Origin of the sequence: Pseudomonas sp. W2Aug9 (genome assembly GCF_023127755.1) — a bacterium.
In the GTDB taxonomy this organism is placed as follows: domain Bacteria; phylum Pseudomonadota; class Gammaproteobacteria; order Pseudomonadales; family Pseudomonadaceae; genus Aquipseudomonas; species Aquipseudomonas synxantha_A.
In genome coordinates, this window is record NZ_SPKL01000017.1 from 48,699 (window position 1) to 68,460 (window position 19,762).

Below are 19,762 nucleotides of genomic sequence, written 5' to 3' on the forward strand. Positions count from 1 at the left end.
AGGACACCTTCTCAAAGTTACCTCCACGAAAGGACTTCGCATATGCCTGTCACGTTTACCAAGAGCGCCTTGCTGCTGGCGTTGATGCTCGGCCTTGGCCAGGCACAGGCTGCCGACCCGGTCAGCCCGGCTGAATTGGCAACAAACGAAGGCATACCCTACCCTGCCGTGATCGCTCACCGTGGTGCTTCCTACGACGCACCTGAATCCACCGCCGCCGCCTACAAGGTTGCACGCGACCTGGGGGCCGACTACCTGGAACTGGACCTGCAACGCAGCAAGGACGGCGTGCTGTTCGCCCTGCACGACAACAACCTGCAGCGCACCACCGACGTGGCCACCAAGTTCCCCGAGCGCAAAGACGCGCCTGCCAACGAGTTCACCTGGAAAGAACTGCAAACCCTCGACGCCGGCAGCTGGTTCAACGCCGCCTACCCGGACCGCGCGCGCCCAGGCTTCGTTGGCCTGAAGATCCTGAGCCTGGACGACATCATCAAGATCGCCGAAGGCAACCCCTCGCACAAACCCGGCCTGTACATCGAGACCAAGGAGCCCAAGCAGTTCCCGGGGATCGAAGCCGACCTGAAAAACAAGCTGCTGGACAAGGGCTGGCTGAGTTCCGCCGGCTCCAAGCTGGGCAAGAGCAACACCGGCGTCGGCCAAGGCCGTGGCCGCGTGGTGCTGCAAACCTTTGAAGTTGCAAGCCTGCAAGAGTTGCAGAAAGAAATGCCCAACACACCGAAGATCCTGCTGTTGTGGGTGGGTGAAGGCAGTATCGAGCCCAAATCCAAAGTCACCTTCGCCGAGTCCGGTGAAACAACCAAGGCTGCCTACTACGCCAAGCAAGAACCGAAAGACGCCGCCGAATTCGAAAAATGGGTCGACCAGGCCAAAAGCCTTGGCGCCATCGGCACCGGCCCGTCGGCTGAACTGACCGACCACGGCGACCAGAGCTACACCGACCTGGTGAAGCCTGAAATGAACAAGCTGACCCACGACAAGGGCCTGTTGGTGCATGTGTACACCGTGGATGAGCCGGTGGATTTCGAGAAAGTCATGAAGGCCGGCGTCGATGGCATCTTCACCAACCGTGCCGCCGAGCTGCTGAAGTTCTACAAACGCTGGCCGTCGTCCAGTGTTCAGGACCTGCTCAACGACCATAAGTACTAAGGGCATTGGTGTCAGTGAGCCATTAAGGATGAGTTAAGTTGCGCCGGTTAATCTGGCGCCACTTAAACAGTTCACCCAAGAGGACACACCATGAAAACTTTGACTGCCCTGTTCGCTGCCACCGCCCTGACCCTGACTGCCGGTCTGGCCCAGGCGGATGTTCGTCCGGATCACATTGAAGGCCTGCTCAAGTCCGGCGCTGTGATGTCTTTCGACAAGCTCAACGCAGCAGCCGTGGCAACTCACCCTGGTGCTTCGATCACTGACACCGAACTGGACACCAAACACGGCGTCGCCGACCAGTATGTCTACGAAGTGGACCTGACCGATACCACCGGCAAGCGCTTTGAAGTGAAGCTCGACGCCAAGACCGGTGCTGTACTGGAAAACAAGCAAGACACCTGAGTTGCATCCCCAAAAAACGCGCCACCTTCGAGTGGCGCGTTTTTTTATGCGCGCCTCAAACCGTCACATAACCGTCATACCGCCTTGCAATGATTCGCCTAGGAACCTGTGAAACGTCCTACAGGCCCTTTCTCTGCGAGCCGCCATGAATCACAGCATCGACCACGCCCATCAGGACCCCGACCTGTTTGGCCTGCTTTACGGTTTCCGCTTTCGCCCCGGCGAAAAAGGCCAGCAGATTGACTCAGCCACCGCCCTCGCCGCCTTGCAGCAGCCACAAGATCCGGAAGAGTTTCTGTGGCTGCACTTGAACCTCGCCCACGCCGCGTGCGAGCGCTGGATGCAGGCGCATTTGTCGCTGCCGGAGGAATTTTTTGAAGCGCTGCATGAAGGCTCGCGCTCCACACGCATCGAACATGTGGACTCGGCCTTGTTGGCGGTGGTCAACGATGTGGTGTTCAACTTCAGCAGCATGGTGTCGTCGGATATTTCCACACTGTGGGTATGCGCGCGCAGCCGCTTGCTGATCAGTGCGCGCCTGCAACCACTGCATTCGGTGGATAAATTGCGCTCGTCGGTAAAAGCCGGTGAACACTTTCGCTCGCCCCTGGAACTGCTGGTGCATTTGCTGCGCGACCAGGGCGAAGTGCTGACCCAGATCGTGCGCAAGACCAGTATCAGCGTCGACCATATCGAAGATCAGTTGCTGTCTTCGCGCCTATCCACCAATCGCGCCGAACTGGGCGCTGCACGCCGTGTATTGGTGCGCCTGCAACGCCTGCTGGCGCTGGAACCGGGCTCGCTGCTGCGCCTGCTCAACCGTCCGCCGCAATGGCTACAAAAGGAAGACGTGAAGGAGTTGCGCAAATCCACCGAGGAGTTTGCGCTGATCATCAACGACCTGACGGCCCTGGGCGAACGCATCAAGCTGTTGCAGGAGGAAATCGCCGCCAACCTCAATGAACAAAGTAACCGCACGTTGTTCACCCTGACGGTGGTAACGGTGCTGGCGCTGCCGATCAATATCATCGCCGGCTTTTTTGGCATGAATGTGGGTGGGGTGCCGCTGTCCCAAGACCCGGAAGGTTTCTGGATATTGGTGGCGCTGGTCGCGACTTTTACCTTGATTGCTGGGCGGTGGGCGTTCCGAAAGCGCAAGGACTACTAACATTGAAATGCAATCAAACTGTGGGAGGGGGCTTGCTCCCGATAGCGGTGGGTCAGCCAAAAACTCTCTGACTGATGCACCGCTATCGGGAGCAAGCCCCCTCCCACATTTAAACCGCACTGATTTGTAGACCGGCGGCACACGAGATTGCGCCAAACACTGATCTGTCGCAGCACCCTTGTAACATTCTGCAATGATCATTAAGGCCATCCTCCTCACACTGGATGCTCCGGCATGGCCACCCCTTCCCTGACTGCCTCCCCCCACGCTTCACCCTCCTCCCAACCCCGGCTGGACACAAAACCAGGCTTGTTGACGGTGATCATGTTCTTCGCCGTACTTGCGATGGGCCTGCTGTTCACCGCCTACAGCCTGATGCACGACATGCACGAAATGGGCGCCCAGCTCACCACCTGGACGCCATTCCTATTGCTCGGCGTGGCGTTGTTGATCGCCCTGGGGTTTGAGTTTGTCAACGGCTTCCATGACACCGCCAACGCAGTGGCGACGGTGATCTACACCAACTCGCTGCCACCGCATTTTGCGGTGGTGTGGTCGGGCTTTTTCAATTTCCTCGGCGTGTTGCTTTCCAGTGGCGCGGTGGCGTTCGGCATCATTGCCCTGCTACCGGTGGAGCTGATTTTGCAGGTCGGTTCATCGGCCGGGTTCTCCATGATCTTCGCCTTGCTGATCGCCGCGATCCTGTGGAACCTGGGCACCTGGTGGCTGGGCTTGCCAGCCTCGTCGTCTCATACCCTGATCGGCTCGATCATTGGCGTAGGCGTAGCCAATGCCCTGATGCACGGACGTGACGGCACCAGCGGTGTTGATTGGAGCCAGGCGATCAAGATTGGTTATGCCTTGTTGCTGTCGCCGCTGATTGGCTTTGCGTTTGCCGCCTTGCTGTTGCTGGCCCTGCGCGTCTTTGTCAAAAACCGCGCGCTGTACAAGGCACCCAAAGGCGACACGCCGCCGCCCTGGTGGATTCGCGGGATGCTGATTGTTACTTGCACCGGCGTGTCGTTCGCCCACGGTTCCAACGATGGGCAAAAGGGCATGGGCCTGATCATGCTGATCCTGGTGGGCACCTTGCCGATGGCCTACGCGCTGAACCGCACCATGCCTGCCGATCAGTCGCTGCAATTTGCCGCCGTCGCTGAAGTGACCCAGGCTGCCTTGGTCAAAGCAGCGCCGCAGCCGGCACCGGGCGATTCACGTGCCACCTTGTCGACCTACGTTCGCACCAAAGAGGCCACGCCGGAACTGGTGCCCGCACTCGCCGCCATCACCGGCCATATCGGCGAAGAAGTGAAAAGCTATGGTTCCCTCGCCGCCGTACCGGCCGAAGCCGTCGGCAACGTGCGTAACGACATGTACCTGACCAGCGAAACCATCCGCCTGATGGACAAAGGCAAGGTCGGCAACTTCGACGCCGACACCCAGGGCAAGCTGCAACTGTTCAAGCAACAGATCGACAACGCCACGCGCTTTATACCGCTGTGGGTGAAGATCGCCGTGGCCATTGCCCTTGGCCTGGGCACCATGGTCGGCTGGAAGCGCATCGTGGTGACGGTGGGCGAAAAAATCGGCAAGACTCACCTGACTTACGCTCAAGGCGCTTCGGCCGAAACGGTGGCGATGCTGACCATCGGCGCGGCGGATATGTTCGGGCTGCCGGTGTCGACCACCCATGTATTGTCCTCGGGTGTAGCCGGGACCATGGTCGCCAATGGCGGGGGGTTGCAGATGAGGACCATCCGCAATTTGTTGATGGCGTGGGTGTTGACCTTGCCGGCGGCGATTTTACTGTCGGGTAGCCTCTACTGGCTTTTTACCCAATTGTTCTGACACACAGAAAATCAAAATGTGGGAGCAAGCCCCCTCCCACATTTGGTTTTATGTTTCTTCAGGGTGTGAAGAGTCCGGCCATGGCCTTCAGGCGCTTTTTGTAGACCCGCCGCGCCTCCAGCGCTTGCTCCAATGTCACCGCCACGAACCCCGCTCGCTGATTGGGCTGCATCTGCCCGATCAAGTCCAGGTCGGCGCTGATCACCGTGCCGATCATCGCGTAGCCACCGCCCGACACCGCATCGCGATGCAGCACAATCGGTTCCAACCCCGCCGGTACCTGAATCGAACCAATCGGGTAGCAACTGTCGACGATGTTGGAGGGGTCGGAGCCCGCGCCAAACGGCTGTTCCCGCGGCTGGAAACTCAATGCGCTGCCGCCCTTGAAGCGATAGCCGATGCGATCGGCCTCGGAGCCCACCGTCCACGGCTCGGCAAAAAAGCTGCTTTTTGCCGCGTCGGTCAAGCGCTCGTAGTACAGCCCCGGCACTACGCGCAACGTGACATCACCGCCCACCGAACGACGCAACGCCATCGGCAAGCTGTTGCCCGCACGCCCCGCACCGCTGGCCGTGCCGATAGGCAACAGATCGCCCTCCTGCAAGCGCCGCCCGTGAAACCCACCGAGAGCACCAAGGGTGTAGGTGGAGCGGCTGCCAAGCACCAACGGCACGTCGATGCCCCCGGCAACGGCGAGGTAAGTCCGCGCGCCGGCCACGGGAAACTCAAAGCGCAGCACCTGCCCGGCGCGCACGGCGAAGGCGGTGTCCTGATGCACCACTTCGCCGTCCAGGCGCGGCGACATCAAGGCGCCGCTCAACGCTATCAGCGCGTCGTGCTGGAACTCCAGCTCAGGCCCGATCAGCGTGCATTCCAGGCCAGCCGCGCCCACTGGATTGCCGACCAGATGGTTGGCTGCACTCAGCGCGTATTGGTCCAGCGCCCCCGATGGCGGAATGCCCAGGTGGTAATAACCTTCGCGCCCCAGGTCCTGCACGGAGGTGGCGAGGCCGGGTTTGAGCACCTTGATCATGCCAGCGCCTCCTGCAGGGTTTGCGGATAGCCAATGGGATCGGCGAGAAAGGCATCGAGGGAAAATTCGACCGGGCGAATGCGCAAGTCGAAACGCCCGGCTTCCACTTCGGCGACGGCCAGGTCGTAAGCCTCCCGGTTCATCGGCGTGAACTGCACGATGTCGCCAGGACGGAAGAACACCATGTGCTCCTTGAGGTAGGCCAACTGCTGCTGCGGGTCGTAGATCGGTGCCGGGGTCACGCCGAACATCTGGTAACCGCCGGCACCGCGAACCGAATAGATACAACCAAAACAGCCGCCATGGCCCAGGGTCAGTTTCGGCGTGTCGGTGCGCGGCCGCAAGTACTTGGGCACCTGCAATTGCCGTTCGCGCTCGACCATCTGGAACATGAACGGCAGCCCCGCGACAAAGCCGACCATCGACACAAACCACGGTGCGCCACTGTGAGCGGCGATAAACGCATCCACATCGGTCAGGCCATTGATGCGGGCGGCGTATTCAAGGTCAGTGCCGCCGGGGTCCTGGTGACGGTCACGAAAACGCATCAGGGTTTCGTGGGTCCAGGGGTCATTATAGAGCACCGGGATCTCGATGATGCGCGTGTGCAGCGTGCGCTCGGCCACCGCCTGGGCTTCGGCGCTTTGCACCGCGTCGAGCAGCACGTGAGGCGCGATGCGGTCGGGGTCGAAGCGAATCTGGAAGGATGCATTGGCCAGGCACACATCCAGCACGCCTTCCAGCGCCAGGCGTTCCACGGCGCGGGTCACCGCCATGCCCTTGAAAAAAGCCTCCAGGGACATGCTGTCGCTGACCTCGGCAAACAGGTGTTCATCACCGCCGAAGCTGTAGCGGATGGGGGACGTTTCAGCCATGTCTGTTCCTCTTGGAATCATTGTAGAAAGGCAGGCAAAAAAGTGAGGTACAGCTCTTATTGGGGGGGCCGGACTTCAATACCGGCCTGGTCCAACGCTTCGCGGGTGGCTTGCACCAAGTCCAGGGCGCCAGGGGTATCGCTGTGCAGGCAGATGGAATCGAATTCAATCACCAGGTCTTCGCCTTCCACGGTACGTACCAGCTCGCTCTGACAAGCGCGCAGGACACGGGCTGCAACGGTGGCAGCGTCCAGTGCACGCACATTGCGGGTGAACACGATGGAGCCGCTCAGATCGTACTCACGGTCGGCATAGAACTCGCGCACGACCGGCTGTCCCAGTTCCTTGGCAATGCGCCAGATCACCGAATTGGGCATGCAGTACAGCAACAGCGTCGGCTCGATGATTTGCAGGTTTTGCACCAATAGCCGCGCAGCCTCTTCATCGCGGGCCAGGTGCATGTAGAGCGCGCCGTGGGGCTTGATATGTTGCAAGGTCAGGCCTTGGGCGCGGGCCATTTCACGCAGCGCGCCAAGCTGGTAGAGCATATCGTCCACCAGCTCCTGAGGCGGGGCGTTGATATGCCGACGACCGAAGCCCACCAGGTCGCGAAAACCCGGATGAGCGCCGATAGCCACGCCCAATTGCTTGGCGCGCTCGACAGTGCGGCGCATGGTGCCGGGGTCGCCGGCGTGAAAGCCGGTGGCGATATTGGCCGAGCTGATGTGAGCCATCAGCTCTGCGTCGACGCCGTCGCCGATAGTCCAGGGGCCGAAGCTTTCGCCCATGTCCGAATTGAAATCCACTGCCCGCATCAAGATTGCTCCGCCATAAGTGATGCCAGGAAAGTAGGCTCGGGCTTGACCCCTTGGGAAGATCTATTATCAGATAGCCCATCTTCTGAAAATCAGATACTGACTATGTCCCTTACCTTGCGCCAGGTTCGCTACTTCGTCGCCACCGCTGAAATCGGCCAGATTTCCCAGGCGGCGATTCACCTGAATATTTCCCAGTCGGCGGTGACCACGGCGATCAAGGAGCTGGAAGCCATGCTCGGCGTGCAGTTGTTCGTGCGCTCGGCCCAGGGCATGAACCTCACCGACGCCGGTCGACATTTTCTCAACCGCGCCTATGTGATTGTGCGCAGCGTGGAAGACGCCCTGAACAGCCCGCTGCCGGATTACCGCGCCAGCGGCGTGCTACGGGTGGCGGCGAGCTACACAGTGCTGGGTTATTTCCTGCCGCACCATTTGCAGCGCATGGAGCATTGGCATCCGGACGTGACTATCGAGGTGTTCGAGCAGGAACGTCAGGCCATCGAACAGGGCCTGCTCGATGGCCAGTTCGACATGGCCGTGGTGCTTACCGCCAACCTCACCCACGCGGATATCGTCTCTGAGATCCTGTTCAACTCCGAACGCCGCCTGTGGCTGCCCAGCCATCACCCATTGTGTGAACGCGGCGCCGTCAGCCTGGCGGACGTGGCGCAAGAGCCCTACATCCTGCTGACCGTCGATGAAGCCGAACACAGTGCCATGCGCTACTGGGAGCAGGCCGGGCAAACCCCCAAGGTGCGGCTGCGCACCAGCTCGGTGGAGGCGGTGCGCAGCATGGTTGCCAACGGTAGCGGCGTGGCGATTCTGTCGGATCTGGTGCACCGGCCCTGGTCGCTGGAAGGCAAGCGCATCGAAACCCTGACCGTGACCGACCCGGTCACGCCCATGAGCGTCGGCCTGGCCTGGCACCGCGAGCGCGCGTTTACCCCGGCGATGCAAGCGTTCCGCGATTACTTCCACGATGCGTTCCTGGCGCCGCAGCAGTTGTCGGCGCGCCGTTAAAGATGGGCTTGCAGGGTGGCGGTCAACCAGTCCATGAACACCCGCACCCGCAGCGGTAAATGCCGCTGGCCGGCGTACAGTAAATACACGTCCAGAGGCGGTGCCTGGTAATCCGGCAGCACCGCTACCAACTCGCCACTGGCCAATAAATCGCGGATCCCGAGTTGGGGCACTTGGGTAATGCCAAAACCCGCCAGGCACGCCGACTGATACGCATCGGTGCTGTTGACGGTCACCCTTCCTGCCATCGGCAAATGTTGCACCTTGTTGCCCACCAGGTATTCGAACCCTGCCGAACGTGCGCCCAGGGGCCGCACGTAATGTACCAATTGGTGATTCGCCAAGTCAGCCAATGTCGCAGGCATGCCGTAACGGTGCAGATACGCCGGGCTCACGCAGTTGACCATCGGCATGCTGCACACCCGTCGCGCCACCACTGTTTGGTCGGGCTGGGCACCGACGCGCACGACACAATCGAAACCTTCCGCGATCAGGTCCACCTGGCGGTCCGAGCCGCTGATCTCGATGTCGATCAGAGGATGGCGCGTCATGAACGTGGGCAAGTTCGGCACGATCAAACCCCGCGCCATGACATTGGGCATATCCACCCGTATGCGCCCGGCCAGTTGGGTTTCATCCTGGCGAAACAACCCTTCCAGTTCTTCCATATGCGCCAGCAAATCCTTGCTGCGCTCATACAACACACGCCCGTCTTGGGTCGCCTGCACCTTGCGCGTGGTGCGTTGCAACAGCCGTGCGCCGAGCAACTCCTCCAACGCCTGCACATGCTCGGATACCGTAGAGCGTGGCAAACCCAGGCTTTGGCCGGCCTGGGTAAAGCTCGATAACTCAGTGACGCGTACGAAGGTGCGCAGCAGCTCAAGCTTGTTCATTAGATTGTTCGCCTTATCCGGCCAGTGATTCCGATATCAGCCTGTTTATCACGTCATGACCGGACAAATACACTCAGTTCCACTAACTATCACTGAGGACTGCACCATGACCCGTAAAATCGCACTCATCACCGGCGCCAGCCGTGGCCTGGGCAAAAGCGCTGCGCTGCACCTGGCTGCGCAAGGCGTAGACATTATCGGCACGTACCACAGCTCCGCAGGCGAGGCCCAAGCCGTAGTTGCCCAAGTGGAGGCATTGGGTGGCCGCGCCGCCATGCTGCAACTGGACGTGAGCCAGAGCGCAAGCTTCGATGGGTTCGTTGGCCAAGTCGGCGCGTTGCTCAAGGATGTTTTCGCTCAGGATCATTTCAATTTTCTGATCAATAACGCAGGCATCGCTGCCCACGCCAGCTTCGCCGAGACCACCGAAGCCCAGTTCGACCAGTTGGTGGCGATCCACGTCAAGGCGCCGTTTTTTCTCACGCAAAAACTGCTGCCGTTGATCAGCGATGGCGGACGCATCATTAACATATCCAGCGGCCTGGCGCGGTTCAGCCTGCCGGGGTATGCAGCCTATGCGTCGATGAAGGGAGCGGTCGAAGTGCTGTCGCGCTACCAGGCCAAAGAGCTGGGCCCACGCGGTATTACCGTGAACACCCTGGCACCGGGCGCGATTGCCACCGACTTCGGCGGCGGCGCGGTGCGCGACAACAGCGATGTGAATGCCATGGTCGCCAATAACACGGCCTTGGGCCGCGCCGGTTTGCCGGACGACATTGGCGGGGCGATTTCGACATTGCTGGCCGATGGCAGCCATTGGATCACCGGCCAGCGGATCGAGGCGTCGGGCGGGATGTTCCTGTAGGCGCCCACCTACAGGGCTACTGGGGTTTTACCGACGATTTTCTCGCGCAACACGTCATAACCCCAGTGGTACACATAGGTGTACGGCAGGAAGAACAGCAGCACACCAATGTCGAGGATGAACGCCTCCAACAGGCTGATCTTCATCAAGGTCGCAATCAACGGCACTGCCAGCAGGATCAGGCCGCCCTCGAACAACAGCGCGTGCAGCACCCGGGTCCAGCCACTGTTGGCCAGTTGCAGGTGTGTTTTGAGGCGGTCGAACAGGCTGTTGAAAACCACGTTCCAGCTCAGGGCCAGCAGGCTGATGCCCAGGGTCACTGCGCCCATCTCCAGTGCCGGCCTGCCGGTGATCCATACCAACAGCGGCGTACAGATCAACAAGGCCAAGCCTTCAAAACCCAGGGCTTGGAAAACACGTTCAGTAATCGACTTGGTAGGGTTCATGACCCGGCTCCGTGAATGACGATGGTTGCCATGATCAGGCTTTGTCTCGATACTTCATAACCAATAACCATCGAGCAAGGCGATAGTATGGCCTCCCACGAAGTGCTCCAGGCGTTTGTCCAGGCCGCTACCCAAGGCTCGTTTTCCGCCGCTGCGCGCAAGCTGGGCAAAAGCCAGTCGACTGTCAGCGCGGCGGTGGCCAGCCTTGAGATTGACCTGAACGTTGTGCTGTTTGATCGCAGCAGCCGCAAACCCACCTTGACTGCGGCGGGGCAGGTACTGCTGCAACGGGCCGAACAGGTGCTGGAGGCCAGCAGTCGCCTGGAGTTGGCCGCCAGTCAGTTATCCCAGGGGTTGGAGCCGAAGTTGAGTATCGCCATGTCCGATACTTACCAATCGGATCGATTCGAAATCGCCCTCACAGCCTTCGAGCAACGCTATCCGGACCTTGAGCTGGAATGCCTGATCGCCGAATGCGAAGACCTGATCGCGCTGGTACAAAGCGGCCGGGCACAGATTGCGTTTATCGAGAAACAAGAGATTTACCCGCCGGATCTGACCTTCTCCTGCGTGGAAGAACGCACGGAAATCGCGCTGTTCGTTTCGCCTAAACACCCATTGGCTGGCCTGGACAGGGTGCTTGCGCACGTCTTGCAGCAACACCGGGAACTGCGCTTGGCAAGCATCATCAACCCCAATGAAAACCGCAGCACTCAGCGTGTGTGGTCGGCACCGAGTTACCTGATGTTGATGGAGATGGCGCAACTGGGTTTTGGCTGGGCACCGATTCCACGCTGGCTGGTGGAACGTTTTGGCGGCAATCAGTTGGTCGAACTCAAGGTTCGCAGTTGGCCGCGCTCGGTGGCGGTGGATGCGTTGTGGTCACGCCAACACCCACCGGGGCCTGCTGGGAGTTGGTTGCTGGGCAAGATGCTCGACTGAGCCCCTCCCACATTTGGATAGTCATTGTCTGGGGGGATTGAGTTCGGCGAGGCGGCGCATGATGAAGCGCTTTTCCGGGACTTGTTGGGTCAGCGACAGAGCTTTTTCGTACGCTGCACGGGCCTCTTCAAGCCGTCCCAACTGCCGGCAAAACTCCCCGCGGGCCGAATGCGCCAAGTGGTAATCGTGCAAGTCACCGCGTTGCAAAATGCCCTCCACCAGCGCCAACCCCACCAATGGCCCCTGCTCCATCGCCACCGCAACTGCCCGGTTCAATTCGATCACCGGCGAGGGTACCGCTCTGAGCAGTACATCGTAGAGCCCGATAATCTGTCGCCAATCGGTTTCCCCGGCGCAGGCAGCCTCGGCGTGCACCGCCGCAATCGCCGCCTGCAAGCAATAGGGCCCGAAGCGCCGGGTGCTCAGCGCCTGCTCCACCAGGTTGCAGCCTTCAGCTATCAGAGATCTATCCCACAGCCCACGGTCCTGAGCATCCAGCAGCACCAGTTCGCCGTTGGCCGAGGTGCGTGCGGGCCTTCGCGACTCATGCAACAGCATCAACGCCAACAAGCCCATCACCTCCGGCTCCGGCAGCAATTGCATCAGCAAACGGCACAGGCGAATGGCCTCCAGGGTCAAGTCTTCGCACGTCAGGTCCGCCCCAGTGGAGGCCGTGTAGCCCTCGTTGAACACCAGGTAAATCACGCGCAACACGCTGTCCAATCGCTCGGGCAATTCGGCTCGGGACGGCACTTGGTAAGGAATTTTCGCATCGCGGATCTTGCCCTTGGCGCGCACGATGCGCTGGGCGATGGTGGCAGGTGTGGCCAGGAACGCGTGGGCGATTTGCTCGGTGCTGAGGTCGCAGATCTCACGCAGGGTCAGCGCGGCCTGGGCATCAGGGGCCAGCGCCGGATGGCAGCAGGTGAAGATCAGGCGCAGGCGGTCATCTTCCACGTCGTCATCGCTCCAGTCAGCTGCCTGCAGCGTGTCGGCCTGCTCTTGCAGCAACGGGGTAAACCGCGCCTGGCGGCGCAGGCGGTCGATGGCTTTGAAGCGGCCGGTCGATACCAGCCAGGCCCGTGGGTTATCCGGTATGCCGTCCTCGGGCCAGCGCTGCACGGCGACAAAAAACGCCTCATGCAGCGCCTCCTCGGCCAGGTCGAAATCACCCAGCACGCGAATCAGCGTGGCAAGCACACGCCGTGACTCGCTACGGTAAATGGCTTCGACCTGACCACTGAGCGTCATTGCGGCAGGTTCAGTTCGCGCACCGGGCGCACTTCCACACTGCCGACCCGGGCCGCCGGAATGCCACCCGCCATCTGGATCGCTTCGTTAAGGTCCCTGGCGTCGATCAGGTAGAACCCGGCGAGCTGCTCCTTGGTTTCGGCAAACGGCCCGTCGGTGATCGACACCTTGCCATTGCGCATACGCACGGTGGTGGCGGTGGCCACCGGCTCCAGCGGCTCGGCGGCCAGCATCCGCCCGCTGGCCTGGATGGCCTGCGCATAGGCGAGACACTCCGAGTCGTGGGGGCTGTCGGGCGAGGTATGCAACACCTGTTCGTCGCTGTAGATCAGGCACAGATATTTCATGGCGTTCTCCGTGTTCGGATGACTGACTATAGTTCGCGGCGCTCAGGGTTCCAGATCGAACAGTGCCGTGCCGCTTTGCATATCAAAGGGCGCCGACCAGTGTTCATGCACCACTTTCCATTGGCCATTGATGCGCTGGTACCCGGCGGTCACGCGCATCCAGCAAGCTTTCACCTCACCATCGGGCCCGGCACCGCCGCAGTGGGCCAGCCAGTGAGCGAACGCGCTGTCTGGCGCTTGGACGATATGCAGTTCATGAAACTCGAAGATACCGGGGCCGGGGCAATGCTTCATGCATTCTTCCCAGTGCGCGCGGTAGGCCGCCCTGCCTTTGAATTGCAAAGCGGTTACGGCATCGAACGAGACGATATCGTCGGCGTAAAAGCTGACAATCTTGTCGATATCACGACTGACGACGGCTTGTTTCCATTGCTCGATCAGGTGGTTGATGGCAGTGCTCATGGCGATGACTCCTTGGGGTGGAAAATCACGTAGGACACTCTTAGTCGAATGGCCTTCGTGCCAATCGACACACCACGGAAAAATAATTTCCCATAGGTCAAACCCGATAAACTGAGCCCTTCTTTGCAGCCGTTCGGATAGCCCGATGCAAACCCGCCTTGTTGCCTACGAGGCGCTCAATGCTGTGCAACAACAGCAAGTGGGCGCCATCGAAGTTCATCCTGAACAATTGCCGTTTAGCGGAGATATCTACTGCGCCCTTAATACCTTGCTGGCCAACCCAAGCCCTGGGGTCAAAGGCTTTGCGTTTTTGGCAGACGACATTCCCGTGGCCTTCCTGCTGCTCAAGCGCCCCCCCTGCCTGCCCCATTGGGCCGATGAACACAGCGCCACGCTGCATGCGTTGCAGGTGGATCGCAGTCAGCAGGGGCTTGGGTTCGGCAAGGCGTGTTTACAGGCACTACCGGCCATCGCGCTCGCGGCATGGCCGCAGATCAAAGGGTTGGAGTTGTCTGTGGACACGCACAACCTGGCGGCGATGGGGCTGTATCTCGGGGCGGGATGGGTGGACAGCGGCGAGGCCTACAAGGGACGGGTTGGATATGAGCGCCGGTTGCGCTGGATATTCAGTTCGTAACGGTAATGTCACGTAAACAGGACTTTCACGCGCGCCTGTCGTGTTTACGTGACATCGAATGCGGAGTCAGCCCCGCTCGCCAACCGGTAGCCAGATTTCCACCGTCCCCGTGCCCTTCCTCCCATCGAAATCTGCGCTATAGCGCTCGAAATCCGCCCCCATCACCTTGTAGCCCGAATGCGGCAGCCATTCGAACATGATGCGTTCGTAGGTTTGCTCAAGCGCCTGCACCGGCCCGTAATGGGGGAACACGGCATAGTTGAGCGGGGGGATTTCGATGAACTCGAAGTTGCTGGGCACATCGCCCTTGGTCGGGACTTCAACCCCCGCCATGTAATCGAATTCGCCGTGATGGGGGTTGTGGCATACCCCATAGGTCACCCCACCCACGCGCTTCTTGATGTCCTTGATGCAGGTGTCGAACAACTCCCACAACCGTGGGATATCGCCCACGGTGGCCTTCGAATAACGCCCTTGCACACCGGCGATCACCAGCGCTTTGCCGGCTTCCATGCGTGGCTCCAACGGTTGTTTTGTCTGCTGATCCATACGAACAGTCTCCTTCTTATGAGGGAACAAACCCGCATCGAGTATAGGGGCATATCCGCGCCACACTCCATGTAGAAATTTTTCCTACGCATCTGGACAACTTGCCATCATCGCCCGTATTGTCAGCCTCGCAGGCCACCGCAGTGGCCGACGTCGCTCGGACGGTTCCGGGCGCTTACGTACTCTCGAGGCAACAATGGCCGACCAAGGTTCGCCGCGCCGCTTTGCGCGCATAGATCGACTCCCCCCTTACGTTTTCAATATCACTGCCGAGCTGAAGATGGCTGCGCGTCGGCGCGGCGAAGACATCATCGACTTGAGCATGGGTAACCCCGACGGCGCCACGCCACCGCACATTGTGGAAAAAATGGTCACCGTCGCCCAGCGTGAAGACACCCACGGCTACTCCACCTCCAAAGGCATTCCACGCCTGCGCCGGGCGATTTCGCGCTGGTACAAGGACCGTTATGAAGTGGATATCGACCCCGAGTCGGAAGCCATCGTCACCATCGGTTCCAAAGAGGGTCTGGCGCACCTGATGCTGGCCACCCTGGACCAGGGCGACACCGTGCTGGTGCCCAACCCCAGCTACCCGATTCACATCTACGGTGCGGTGATTGCCGGTGCCCAGGTACGTTCGGTGCCGCTGGTGCCGGGCGTGGACTTTTTCGCCGAGCTGGAACGGGCAATTCGCGGCTCGATCCCCAAGCCAAAGATGATGATCCTGGGCTTCCCGTCCAACCCCACTGCGCAGTGCGTGGAGCTGGATTTCTTCGAGCGAGTGATCGCCCTGGCCAAGCAATACGACGTGCTGGTGGTACACGACCTGGCCTACGCCGATATCGTCTACGACGGCTGGAAAGCCCCCTCGATCATGCAGGTACCCGGCGCCAAGGACATCGCGGTGGAGTTTTTTACCCTGTCCAAGAGCTACAACATGGCCGGCTGGCGCATCGGGTTCATGGTGGGCAACCCCGAACTGGTCAACGCCCTGGCGCGGATCAAGAGCTACCACGACTACGGCACGTTCACACCGCTGCAAGTCGCGGCGATTGCTGCGCTGGAAGGCGATCAGCAGTGCGTCAAAGACATCGCCGAGCAGTACCGCCAGCGCCGCAACGTGCTGGTCAAGGGCCTGCATGAGCTGGGCTGGATGGTGGAGAACCCCAAGGCGTCGATGTACGTCTGGGCAAAAATCCCCGAACAGTATGCCGCCATGGGCTCGCTGGAATTTGCCAAGAAGTTGCTGCTGGAGGCGAAGGTGTGTGTGTCGCCGGGGATTGGTTTTGGCGAGTATGGCGATGATCACGTACGCTTTGCGCTGATCGAAAACCAGGACCGGATCCGCCAGGCGGTGCGCGGGATTCGCGGGATGTTCAGGGCCGATGGGCTAGTACCCAAAGCCAGCGTCTAACTCGGTCAAAATGTGGGAGGGGGCTTGCTCCCGATGGCGGTGGTTCAGTCGATACATCTGGTGACTGATCCACCGCCATCGGGAGCAAGCCCCCTCCCACATTTGATTGGGTTTTCACCCCAGACTGTGCGGTGTGGCTTACACCACCAACGACAGCAACATGATGAAGATCAGAGCCACGATCGACAGGATGGTCTCCATCGCCGTCCAGGTCTTGAACGTCTCGGCCACGGTCATGTTGAAGTACTGCTTGACCAGCCAGAACCCCGCATCGTTGACGTGCGACAAGATCAACGAACCCGCGCCCGTCGCCAGCACCAGCAACTCGCGGTTGACGCCCGGAATCATGCCGACCACCGGCACCACAATGCCTGCACCGGTAATGGTCGCGACCGTCGCTGAACCGGTGGCGATACGAATCACCGCCGCCACCAGCCACGCCAGCAGGATCGGGTTGATCTGTGCGTTCACTGCCATATGACCGATCACATCACCCACGCCGCTGGTCACCAGCATCTGCTTGAAGCCACCACCGGCACCGATGATCAGGATGATCGCGGCGGTCGGCGCCAGGCTGGCGTCGAGCAGCTTGAGGATCTGCTTGGAATGGATGCCCTGGCGATGGCCAAAGGTGTAGAGCGACAGCAACAAAGCCAGCAGCAAGGCGGTGATCGGGTGGCCGATCATGTCCATCCAGTTGCGCACCACGTTGCCTTCGGCAAAGGCGATGTCAGCAAAGGTTTTCAGCAGCATCAGGAACACCGGCAGCAACACGGTAACCAGGGTAATGCTGAAGCTCGGCAGGTCTTTGTTTTCAGGCTCGCGGGCCAGTTGATCGACCAGTTCCTGGGACGGGTTGCCCGGAATGTACTTGGCGATAAACGTACCGAAGATCGGGCCGGCGATGATGGCGGTCGGCAGTGCGACGATCAGGCCGTACAGAATGGTCTTGCCGATATCCGCGCCGAACACGCCAATCGCCAGCAGCGGGCCCGGGTGCGGTGGCACCAGGCCGTGTACCGCCGACAGGCCGGCCAGCAGCGGGATGCCGATCTTGATCAGCGATACACCGGTACGCCGTGCCACGATGAACACCAGCGGGATCAGCAGCACAAAGCCGATTTCAAAGAACAGCGGGATGCCCACCAGGAACGCGGCGAACATCATGGCCCACTGGACCTTCTCTTTGCCGAAGGCGCGGATCAGGGTCTGGGCGATCTGATCGGCACCGCCGGATTCGGCCATCATCTTGCCGAGCATCGTGCCCAGCGCGAGGATAATGCCGACAAAGCCGAGCACGCCGCCGAAACCGTCTTGGAACGCCTTGATGATCTTGTCCACGGGCATGCCCGAGGTCAGGCCGAGGAAACCGGCCGCGATGATCAGTGCAATGAACGGGTGCACCTTGAACTTGGTGATCAGAACGATCAACCCGATGATAGTGACCACTGCATCTAGCAGCAGGTAAGACTCGTGGGACATGCCAAACATGGGGGGTCTCTCCTGTTTGTTGTTGTTATTAAAGCGGGTGTTGAATTTCCTGCCGGGGATAGCGCTATCTTTTCCGGCAAAAAATTAATGAGTTGGTTCAAAGCCGTGCTTAAGCCACCAGGCGTTGGTCTGCTCGGCCAGCTCCTCGACGCTGTCTTCACTGGCATTGAGGGCCAGGGTCAGCGGCTCGCCCTTGGGCGATTCGAGGGTGGCGAACTGGCTGTCGATCAGGCTTGCCGGCATGAAATGGCCGGGGCGGTGGGACACGCGGTCGGCGGCCACTTCGCGGGTCAGCTCCAGGAAGACAAAGCCCAGGCCCGGCGCGGCTTCGCGCAGGTGGTCGCGGTATTTCTTTTTCAGGGCTGAACAGGTGAGCACAGGATGCTCGCCCGCTGTGAGCGACCGGCGCAGTTCATCGCACAGGATGTCGAGCCAGCCGGCGCGATCGTCGTCGTTAAGGGGGTGGCCGGCGCTCATCTTTTCGATGTTGGCGGCGGGGTGAAAGCTGTCGCCTTCAATGGCAGTGGCGCCGTTCAGGCGGCACAGGGCTTCGCTGACGCTGGACTTGCCACAGCCGGAAACACCCATGATGACCAGGGCGGTAACAGGTTGACTCATGAAACACCTCAGGACGCAGATAGCGCTACCTTTGCACAGCATAAGGCTAGTGCAAAAACAGGCTTTTCCCGCGCCGACTTGTCATTTTTATGGAGTGACGCGTGCATCTGCTCCAATCATTCGAACCGGATCAGGCAACCCTAGGTTCAATAATTTGCAGCCCTTTGGAGACAGCGCTACCTTAGTGCCTCGATTTTTGTTTGGCAAGCCGCCTGATGACCTCCAAGAACGATAAAAATACCCGCACGACGGGCCGCCCTACCCTCAATGAAGTTGCACGCCTGGCCGGGGTCAGCCCAATCACCGCCTCCCGGGCCTTGCGCGGTATCAGCACCGTGGCCACCGAACTGGTGGAAAAAGTCCAGCAGGCCGCCGCCGAACTCAGCTACGTGGTCAACCCCGCCGCTCGCGCCCTGGCGTCGGCCCAGAGCCAATCGGTGGTGGTGCTGGTGCCGTCGCTGTCCAACCTGTTGTTTATCGAAACACTGGAAGCCATCCATCAGGTACTGCGGCCCAAGGGCTTTGAAGTGCTGATCGGCAACTCCCATTATTCGCGCGATGAAGAAGAAAACCTGTTGCGCAACTACATGGCCTACCAGCCACGGGGTTTGCTGCTGACCGGGTTCGACCGCACCGAAAGCGCGCGACGAATGGTCGAGACCAGCAATGTGCCGTGCGTGTACATGATGGATCTGGACCCCAATGCCGGGGTGAACTGCGTGGGTTTCTCACAGTTGGCAGCAGGCGAGACGGCAGCGGCACATTTACTGTCCCGGGGGCGCAAGCGCCTGGCCTACATCGGCGCACAGTTGGATCAGCGCACGTTGTTGCGCGGTGAAGGTTTCCGCCGCGCCTTGCAGCAGGCGGGCATGTACGACCCAGCGCTGGAACTATTGACGCCACGGCCCTCTTCCGTGGGCCTGGGCGGCGAACTGTTCCTGCAATTGCTGGCAGCGCATCCGGATGTGGATGCGATCTTCTTCGGCAACGATGACCTGGCCCAGGGCGCACTGCTTGAAGCCATGCGTCACGGCATCAAGGTGCCGGAGCGTGTCGCGGTGCTGGGCTTCAACGACTTGCCCGCGTCGGCATTCATGGTGCCGCGCCTGAGCAGCATCAGCACGCCACGCGAGGCGATTGGTCGACGTGCGGCGGAGCATTTGCTGACCATCATGGCGGGCAACAAGATCGCCAAGCCGGTGGTGGATATGGGGTTTGAGTTGCAGGTGCGGGAGAGCACCTGACCCGCTCGTTCCCACGCTCTGCGTGGGAACGATCAGAAGTCTGCCTGTGTTAATGGCGGCTGTGCGTAGGGCACTTTCGGGTGCGCCGGCTTTGAGTGTCCACCGGTCTACTAACCTGCGTACAGCTGCCACCCTCATTTAACTCGCTGCTCGGCAAGGCCATGGACCAGCACACACCACGCTGCTGAGACCTTACTCGGTCCAAATGTGGGAGGGGGCTTGCTCCCGATATAGGTAATCCGTTCTTTCCTTTTCCATACTGATAC

General features: G+C 60.4%; 21 protein-coding genes. 10 read left to right on the forward strand and 11 right to left on the reverse strand.

Features of this window, described 5'->3' with window-relative positions:
* Nucleotides 1-42 precede the first annotated feature (42 nt).
* From E3O56_RS13460 to E3O56_RS13475, 4 genes are all read left to right on the forward strand, one after another.
* Complete coding sequence (locus E3O56_RS13460; protein ID WP_032879803.1) at nt 43-1,170, forward strand: glycerophosphodiester phosphodiesterase; 1,128 nt, start codon at nt 43-45, stop codon at nt 1,168-1,170.
* A gap of 90 nt (nt 1,171-1,260) precedes the next feature.
* The gene (locus E3O56_RS13465) at nt 1,261-1,575 is read left to right on the forward strand and encodes a PepSY domain-containing protein (protein ID WP_032879802.1); all 315 of its coding nucleotides are present in this window, start codon (nt 1,261-1,263) and stop codon (nt 1,573-1,575) included.
* Between the two features lie 145 nt (nt 1,576-1,720).
* Complete coding sequence (locus tag E3O56_RS13470) at nt 1,721-2,743, forward strand: transporter (RefSeq protein WP_032879801.1); 1,023 nt, start codon at nt 1,721-1,723, stop codon at nt 2,741-2,743.
* Between the two features lie 234 nt (nt 2,744-2,977).
* A complete protein-coding gene (locus E3O56_RS13475; protein ID WP_103734767.1) occupies nt 2,978-4,591 on the forward strand; it encodes an inorganic phosphate transporter in 1,614 nt (537 codons plus the stop codon).
* Between the two features lie 58 nt (nt 4,592-4,649).
* Here the strand turns inward: E3O56_RS13475 and E3O56_RS13480 are convergent, their stop codons facing one another.
* Genes E3O56_RS13480 through E3O56_RS13490 form a run of 3 tightly spaced genes read right to left on the reverse strand, consistent with a single transcriptional unit; the run spans nt 4,650 to nt 7,314 of the window.
* The gene (locus E3O56_RS13480) at nt 4,650-5,624 is read right to left on the reverse strand and encodes a biotin-dependent carboxyltransferase family protein (RefSeq protein WP_103734766.1); all 975 of its coding nucleotides are present in this window, start codon (nt 5,622-5,624) and stop codon (nt 4,650-4,652) included.
* Nucleotides 5,621-6,499 (reverse strand): allophanate hydrolase subunit 1, encoded by an 879-nt coding sequence (locus E3O56_RS13485; RefSeq protein WP_248128408.1) that lies wholly within the window; start codon nt 6,497-6,499, stop codon nt 5,621-5,623. The genes E3O56_RS13480 and E3O56_RS13485 overlap by 4 nt, the downstream gene beginning before the upstream one ends.
* A gap of 56 nt (nt 6,500-6,555) precedes the next feature.
* Entirely contained in the window at nt 6,556-7,314 is a 759-nt protein-coding gene (locus tag E3O56_RS13490) for a 5-oxoprolinase subunit PxpA (RefSeq protein WP_248128409.1), read from the reverse strand.
* Between the two features lie 105 nt (nt 7,315-7,419).
* On the opposite strand from E3O56_RS13490, the gene E3O56_RS13495 reads away from it, so the two are divergent.
* A complete protein-coding gene (locus E3O56_RS13495) occupies nt 7,420-8,337 on the forward strand; it encodes a LysR family transcriptional regulator (RefSeq protein WP_014719628.1) in 918 nt (305 codons plus the stop codon).
* Here the strand turns inward: E3O56_RS13495 and E3O56_RS13500 are convergent.
* Complete coding sequence (locus E3O56_RS13500) at nt 8,334-9,230, reverse strand: LysR family transcriptional regulator (protein WP_032879796.1); 897 nt, start codon at nt 9,228-9,230, stop codon at nt 8,334-8,336. The genes E3O56_RS13495 and E3O56_RS13500 overlap by 4 nt on opposite strands.
* 106 nt (nt 9,231-9,336) lie before the next feature.
* Here E3O56_RS13500 and E3O56_RS13505 point away from each other — a divergent pair, with 106 nt between their 5' ends.
* Nucleotides 9,337-10,095: an SDR family oxidoreductase gene (locus E3O56_RS13505; RefSeq protein ID WP_248128410.1), complete on the forward strand. Its 759-nt coding sequence runs from the start codon at nt 9,337-9,339 to the stop codon at nt 10,093-10,095.
* A gap of 8 nt (nt 10,096-10,103) precedes the next feature.
* Here the strand turns inward: E3O56_RS13505 and E3O56_RS13510 are convergent, their stop codons facing one another.
* Entirely contained in the window at nt 10,104-10,541 is a 438-nt protein-coding gene (locus E3O56_RS13510; protein ID WP_005790692.1) for a multidrug/biocide efflux PACE transporter, read from the reverse strand.
* An 87-nt stretch (nt 10,542-10,628) separates the two neighbouring features.
* On the opposite strand from E3O56_RS13510, the gene E3O56_RS13515 reads away from it, so the two are divergent.
* Nucleotides 10,629-11,483 carry a LysR family transcriptional regulator gene (locus E3O56_RS13515; protein ID WP_032879795.1) on the forward strand — a complete coding sequence of 285 codons (855 nt, stop codon included), beginning with the start codon at nt 10,629-10,631 and terminating at the stop codon, nt 11,481-11,483.
* Between the two features lie 21 nt (nt 11,484-11,504).
* On the opposite strand, the gene E3O56_RS13520 is transcribed toward E3O56_RS13515, so the two are convergent.
* From E3O56_RS13520 to E3O56_RS13530, 3 genes are read right to left on the reverse strand one after another with little or no spacing between them, the layout of a single operon-like run.
* Nucleotides 11,505-12,734 carry an RNA polymerase sigma factor gene (locus tag E3O56_RS13520; protein WP_148852584.1) on the reverse strand — a complete coding sequence of 410 codons (1,230 nt, stop codon included), beginning with the start codon at nt 12,732-12,734 and terminating at the stop codon, nt 11,505-11,507.
* Entirely contained in the window at nt 12,731-13,081 is a 351-nt protein-coding gene (locus tag E3O56_RS13525) for a YciI family protein (RefSeq protein WP_248128411.1), read from the reverse strand. Before E3O56_RS13525 ends, E3O56_RS13520 begins: the two co-directional genes overlap by 4 nt.
* A gap of 42 nt (nt 13,082-13,123) precedes the next feature.
* The gene (locus E3O56_RS13530) at nt 13,124-13,543 is read right to left on the reverse strand and encodes a nuclear transport factor 2 family protein (protein WP_032879792.1); all 420 of its coding nucleotides are present in this window, start codon (nt 13,541-13,543) and stop codon (nt 13,124-13,126) included.
* A gap of 145 nt (nt 13,544-13,688) precedes the next feature.
* Here E3O56_RS13530 and E3O56_RS13535 point away from each other — a divergent pair, with 145 nt between their 5' ends.
* Nucleotides 13,689-14,180 (forward strand): GNAT family N-acetyltransferase, encoded by a 492-nt coding sequence (locus E3O56_RS13535; protein ID WP_032879790.1) that lies wholly within the window; start codon nt 13,689-13,691, stop codon nt 14,178-14,180.
* 66 nt (nt 14,181-14,246) lie between these two features.
* Here E3O56_RS13535 and E3O56_RS13540 read toward each other — a convergent pair whose 3' ends face one another.
* Nucleotides 14,247-14,729 carry a GyrI-like domain-containing protein gene (locus E3O56_RS13540; protein WP_248128412.1) on the reverse strand — a complete coding sequence of 161 codons (483 nt, stop codon included), beginning with the start codon at nt 14,727-14,729 and terminating at the stop codon, nt 14,247-14,249.
* 196 nt (nt 14,730-14,925) lie between these two features.
* Between E3O56_RS13540 and alaC the strand changes: the two genes are divergently transcribed.
* Entirely contained in the window at nt 14,926-16,143 is a 1,218-nt protein-coding gene (gene alaC / locus E3O56_RS13545; protein WP_032879786.1) for an alanine transaminase, read from the forward strand.
* Between the two features lie 138 nt (nt 16,144-16,281).
* On the opposite strand, the gene E3O56_RS13550 is transcribed toward alaC, so the two are convergent.
* Both E3O56_RS13550 and E3O56_RS13555 read right to left on the reverse strand, forming a co-directional pair.
* A complete protein-coding gene (locus E3O56_RS13550; protein ID WP_032902782.1) occupies nt 16,282-17,634 on the reverse strand; it encodes a GntP family permease in 1,353 nt (450 codons plus the stop codon).
* A gap of 84 nt (nt 17,635-17,718) precedes the next feature.
* The gene (locus E3O56_RS13555) at nt 17,719-18,252 is read right to left on the reverse strand and encodes a gluconokinase (protein ID WP_032879784.1); all 534 of its coding nucleotides are present in this window, start codon (nt 18,250-18,252) and stop codon (nt 17,719-17,721) included.
* Between the two features lie 212 nt (nt 18,253-18,464).
* Here E3O56_RS13555 and E3O56_RS13560 point away from each other — a divergent pair, with 212 nt between their 5' ends.
* A complete protein-coding gene (locus tag E3O56_RS13560; RefSeq protein ID WP_248128415.1) occupies nt 18,465-19,496 on the forward strand; it encodes a LacI family DNA-binding transcriptional regulator in 1,032 nt (343 codons plus the stop codon).
* The last annotated feature ends 266 nt before the right edge of the window (nt 19,497-19,762 follow it).

Coding starts and splice junctions, on each gene's coding strand:
- E3O56_RS13460 (WP_032879803.1), top strand. CDS start 43: ATGCCTGTCACGTTTACCAAGAGCGCCTTGCTGCTGGCGTTGATGCTC.
- E3O56_RS13465 (WP_032879802.1), top strand. CDS start 1,261: ATGAAAACTTTGACTGCCCTGTTCGCTGCCACCGCCCTGACCCTGACT.
- E3O56_RS13470 (WP_032879801.1), top strand. CDS start 1,721: ATGAATCACAGCATCGACCACGCCCATCAGGACCCCGACCTGTTTGGC.
- E3O56_RS13475 (WP_103734767.1), top strand. CDS start 2,978: ATGGCCACCCCTTCCCTGACTGCCTCCCCCCACGCTTCACCCTCCTCC.
- E3O56_RS13480 (WP_103734766.1), bottom strand. CDS start 5,624: ATGATCAAGGTGCTCAAACCCGGCCTCGCCACCTCCGTGCAGGACCTG.
- E3O56_RS13485 (WP_248128408.1), bottom strand. CDS start 6,499: ATGGCTGAAACGTCCCCCATCCGCTACAGCTTCGGCGGTGATGAACAC.
- E3O56_RS13490 (WP_248128409.1), bottom strand. CDS start 7,314: ATGCGGGCAGTGGATTTCAATTCGGACATGGGCGAAAGCTTCGGCCCC.
- E3O56_RS13495 (WP_014719628.1), top strand. CDS start 7,420: ATGTCCCTTACCTTGCGCCAGGTTCGCTACTTCGTCGCCACCGCTGAA.
- E3O56_RS13500 (WP_032879796.1), bottom strand. CDS start 9,230: ATGAACAAGCTTGAGCTGCTGCGCACCTTCGTACGCGTCACTGAGTTA.
- E3O56_RS13505 (WP_248128410.1), top strand. CDS start 9,337: ATGACCCGTAAAATCGCACTCATCACCGGCGCCAGCCGTGGCCTGGGC.
- E3O56_RS13510 (WP_005790692.1), bottom strand. CDS start 10,541: ATGAACCCTACCAAGTCGATTACTGAACGTGTTTTCCAAGCCCTGGGT.
- E3O56_RS13515 (WP_032879795.1), top strand. CDS start 10,629: ATGGCCTCCCACGAAGTGCTCCAGGCGTTTGTCCAGGCCGCTACCCAA.
- E3O56_RS13520 (WP_148852584.1), bottom strand. CDS start 12,734: ATGACGCTCAGTGGTCAGGTCGAAGCCATTTACCGTAGCGAGTCACGG.
- E3O56_RS13525 (WP_248128411.1), bottom strand. CDS start 13,081: ATGAAATATCTGTGCCTGATCTACAGCGACGAACAGGTGTTGCATACC.
- E3O56_RS13530 (WP_032879792.1), bottom strand. CDS start 13,543: ATGAGCACTGCCATCAACCACCTGATCGAGCAATGGAAACAAGCCGTC.
- E3O56_RS13535 (WP_032879790.1), top strand. CDS start 13,689: ATGCAAACCCGCCTTGTTGCCTACGAGGCGCTCAATGCTGTGCAACAA.
- E3O56_RS13540 (WP_248128412.1), bottom strand. CDS start 14,729: ATGGATCAGCAGACAAAACAACCGTTGGAGCCACGCATGGAAGCCGGC.
- alaC (WP_032879786.1), top strand. CDS start 14,926: ATGGCCGACCAAGGTTCGCCGCGCCGCTTTGCGCGCATAGATCGACTC.
- E3O56_RS13550 (WP_032902782.1), bottom strand. CDS start 17,634: ATGTTTGGCATGTCCCACGAGTCTTACCTGCTGCTAGATGCAGTGGTC.
- E3O56_RS13555 (WP_032879784.1), bottom strand. CDS start 18,252: ATGAGTCAACCTGTTACCGCCCTGGTCATCATGGGTGTTTCCGGCTGT.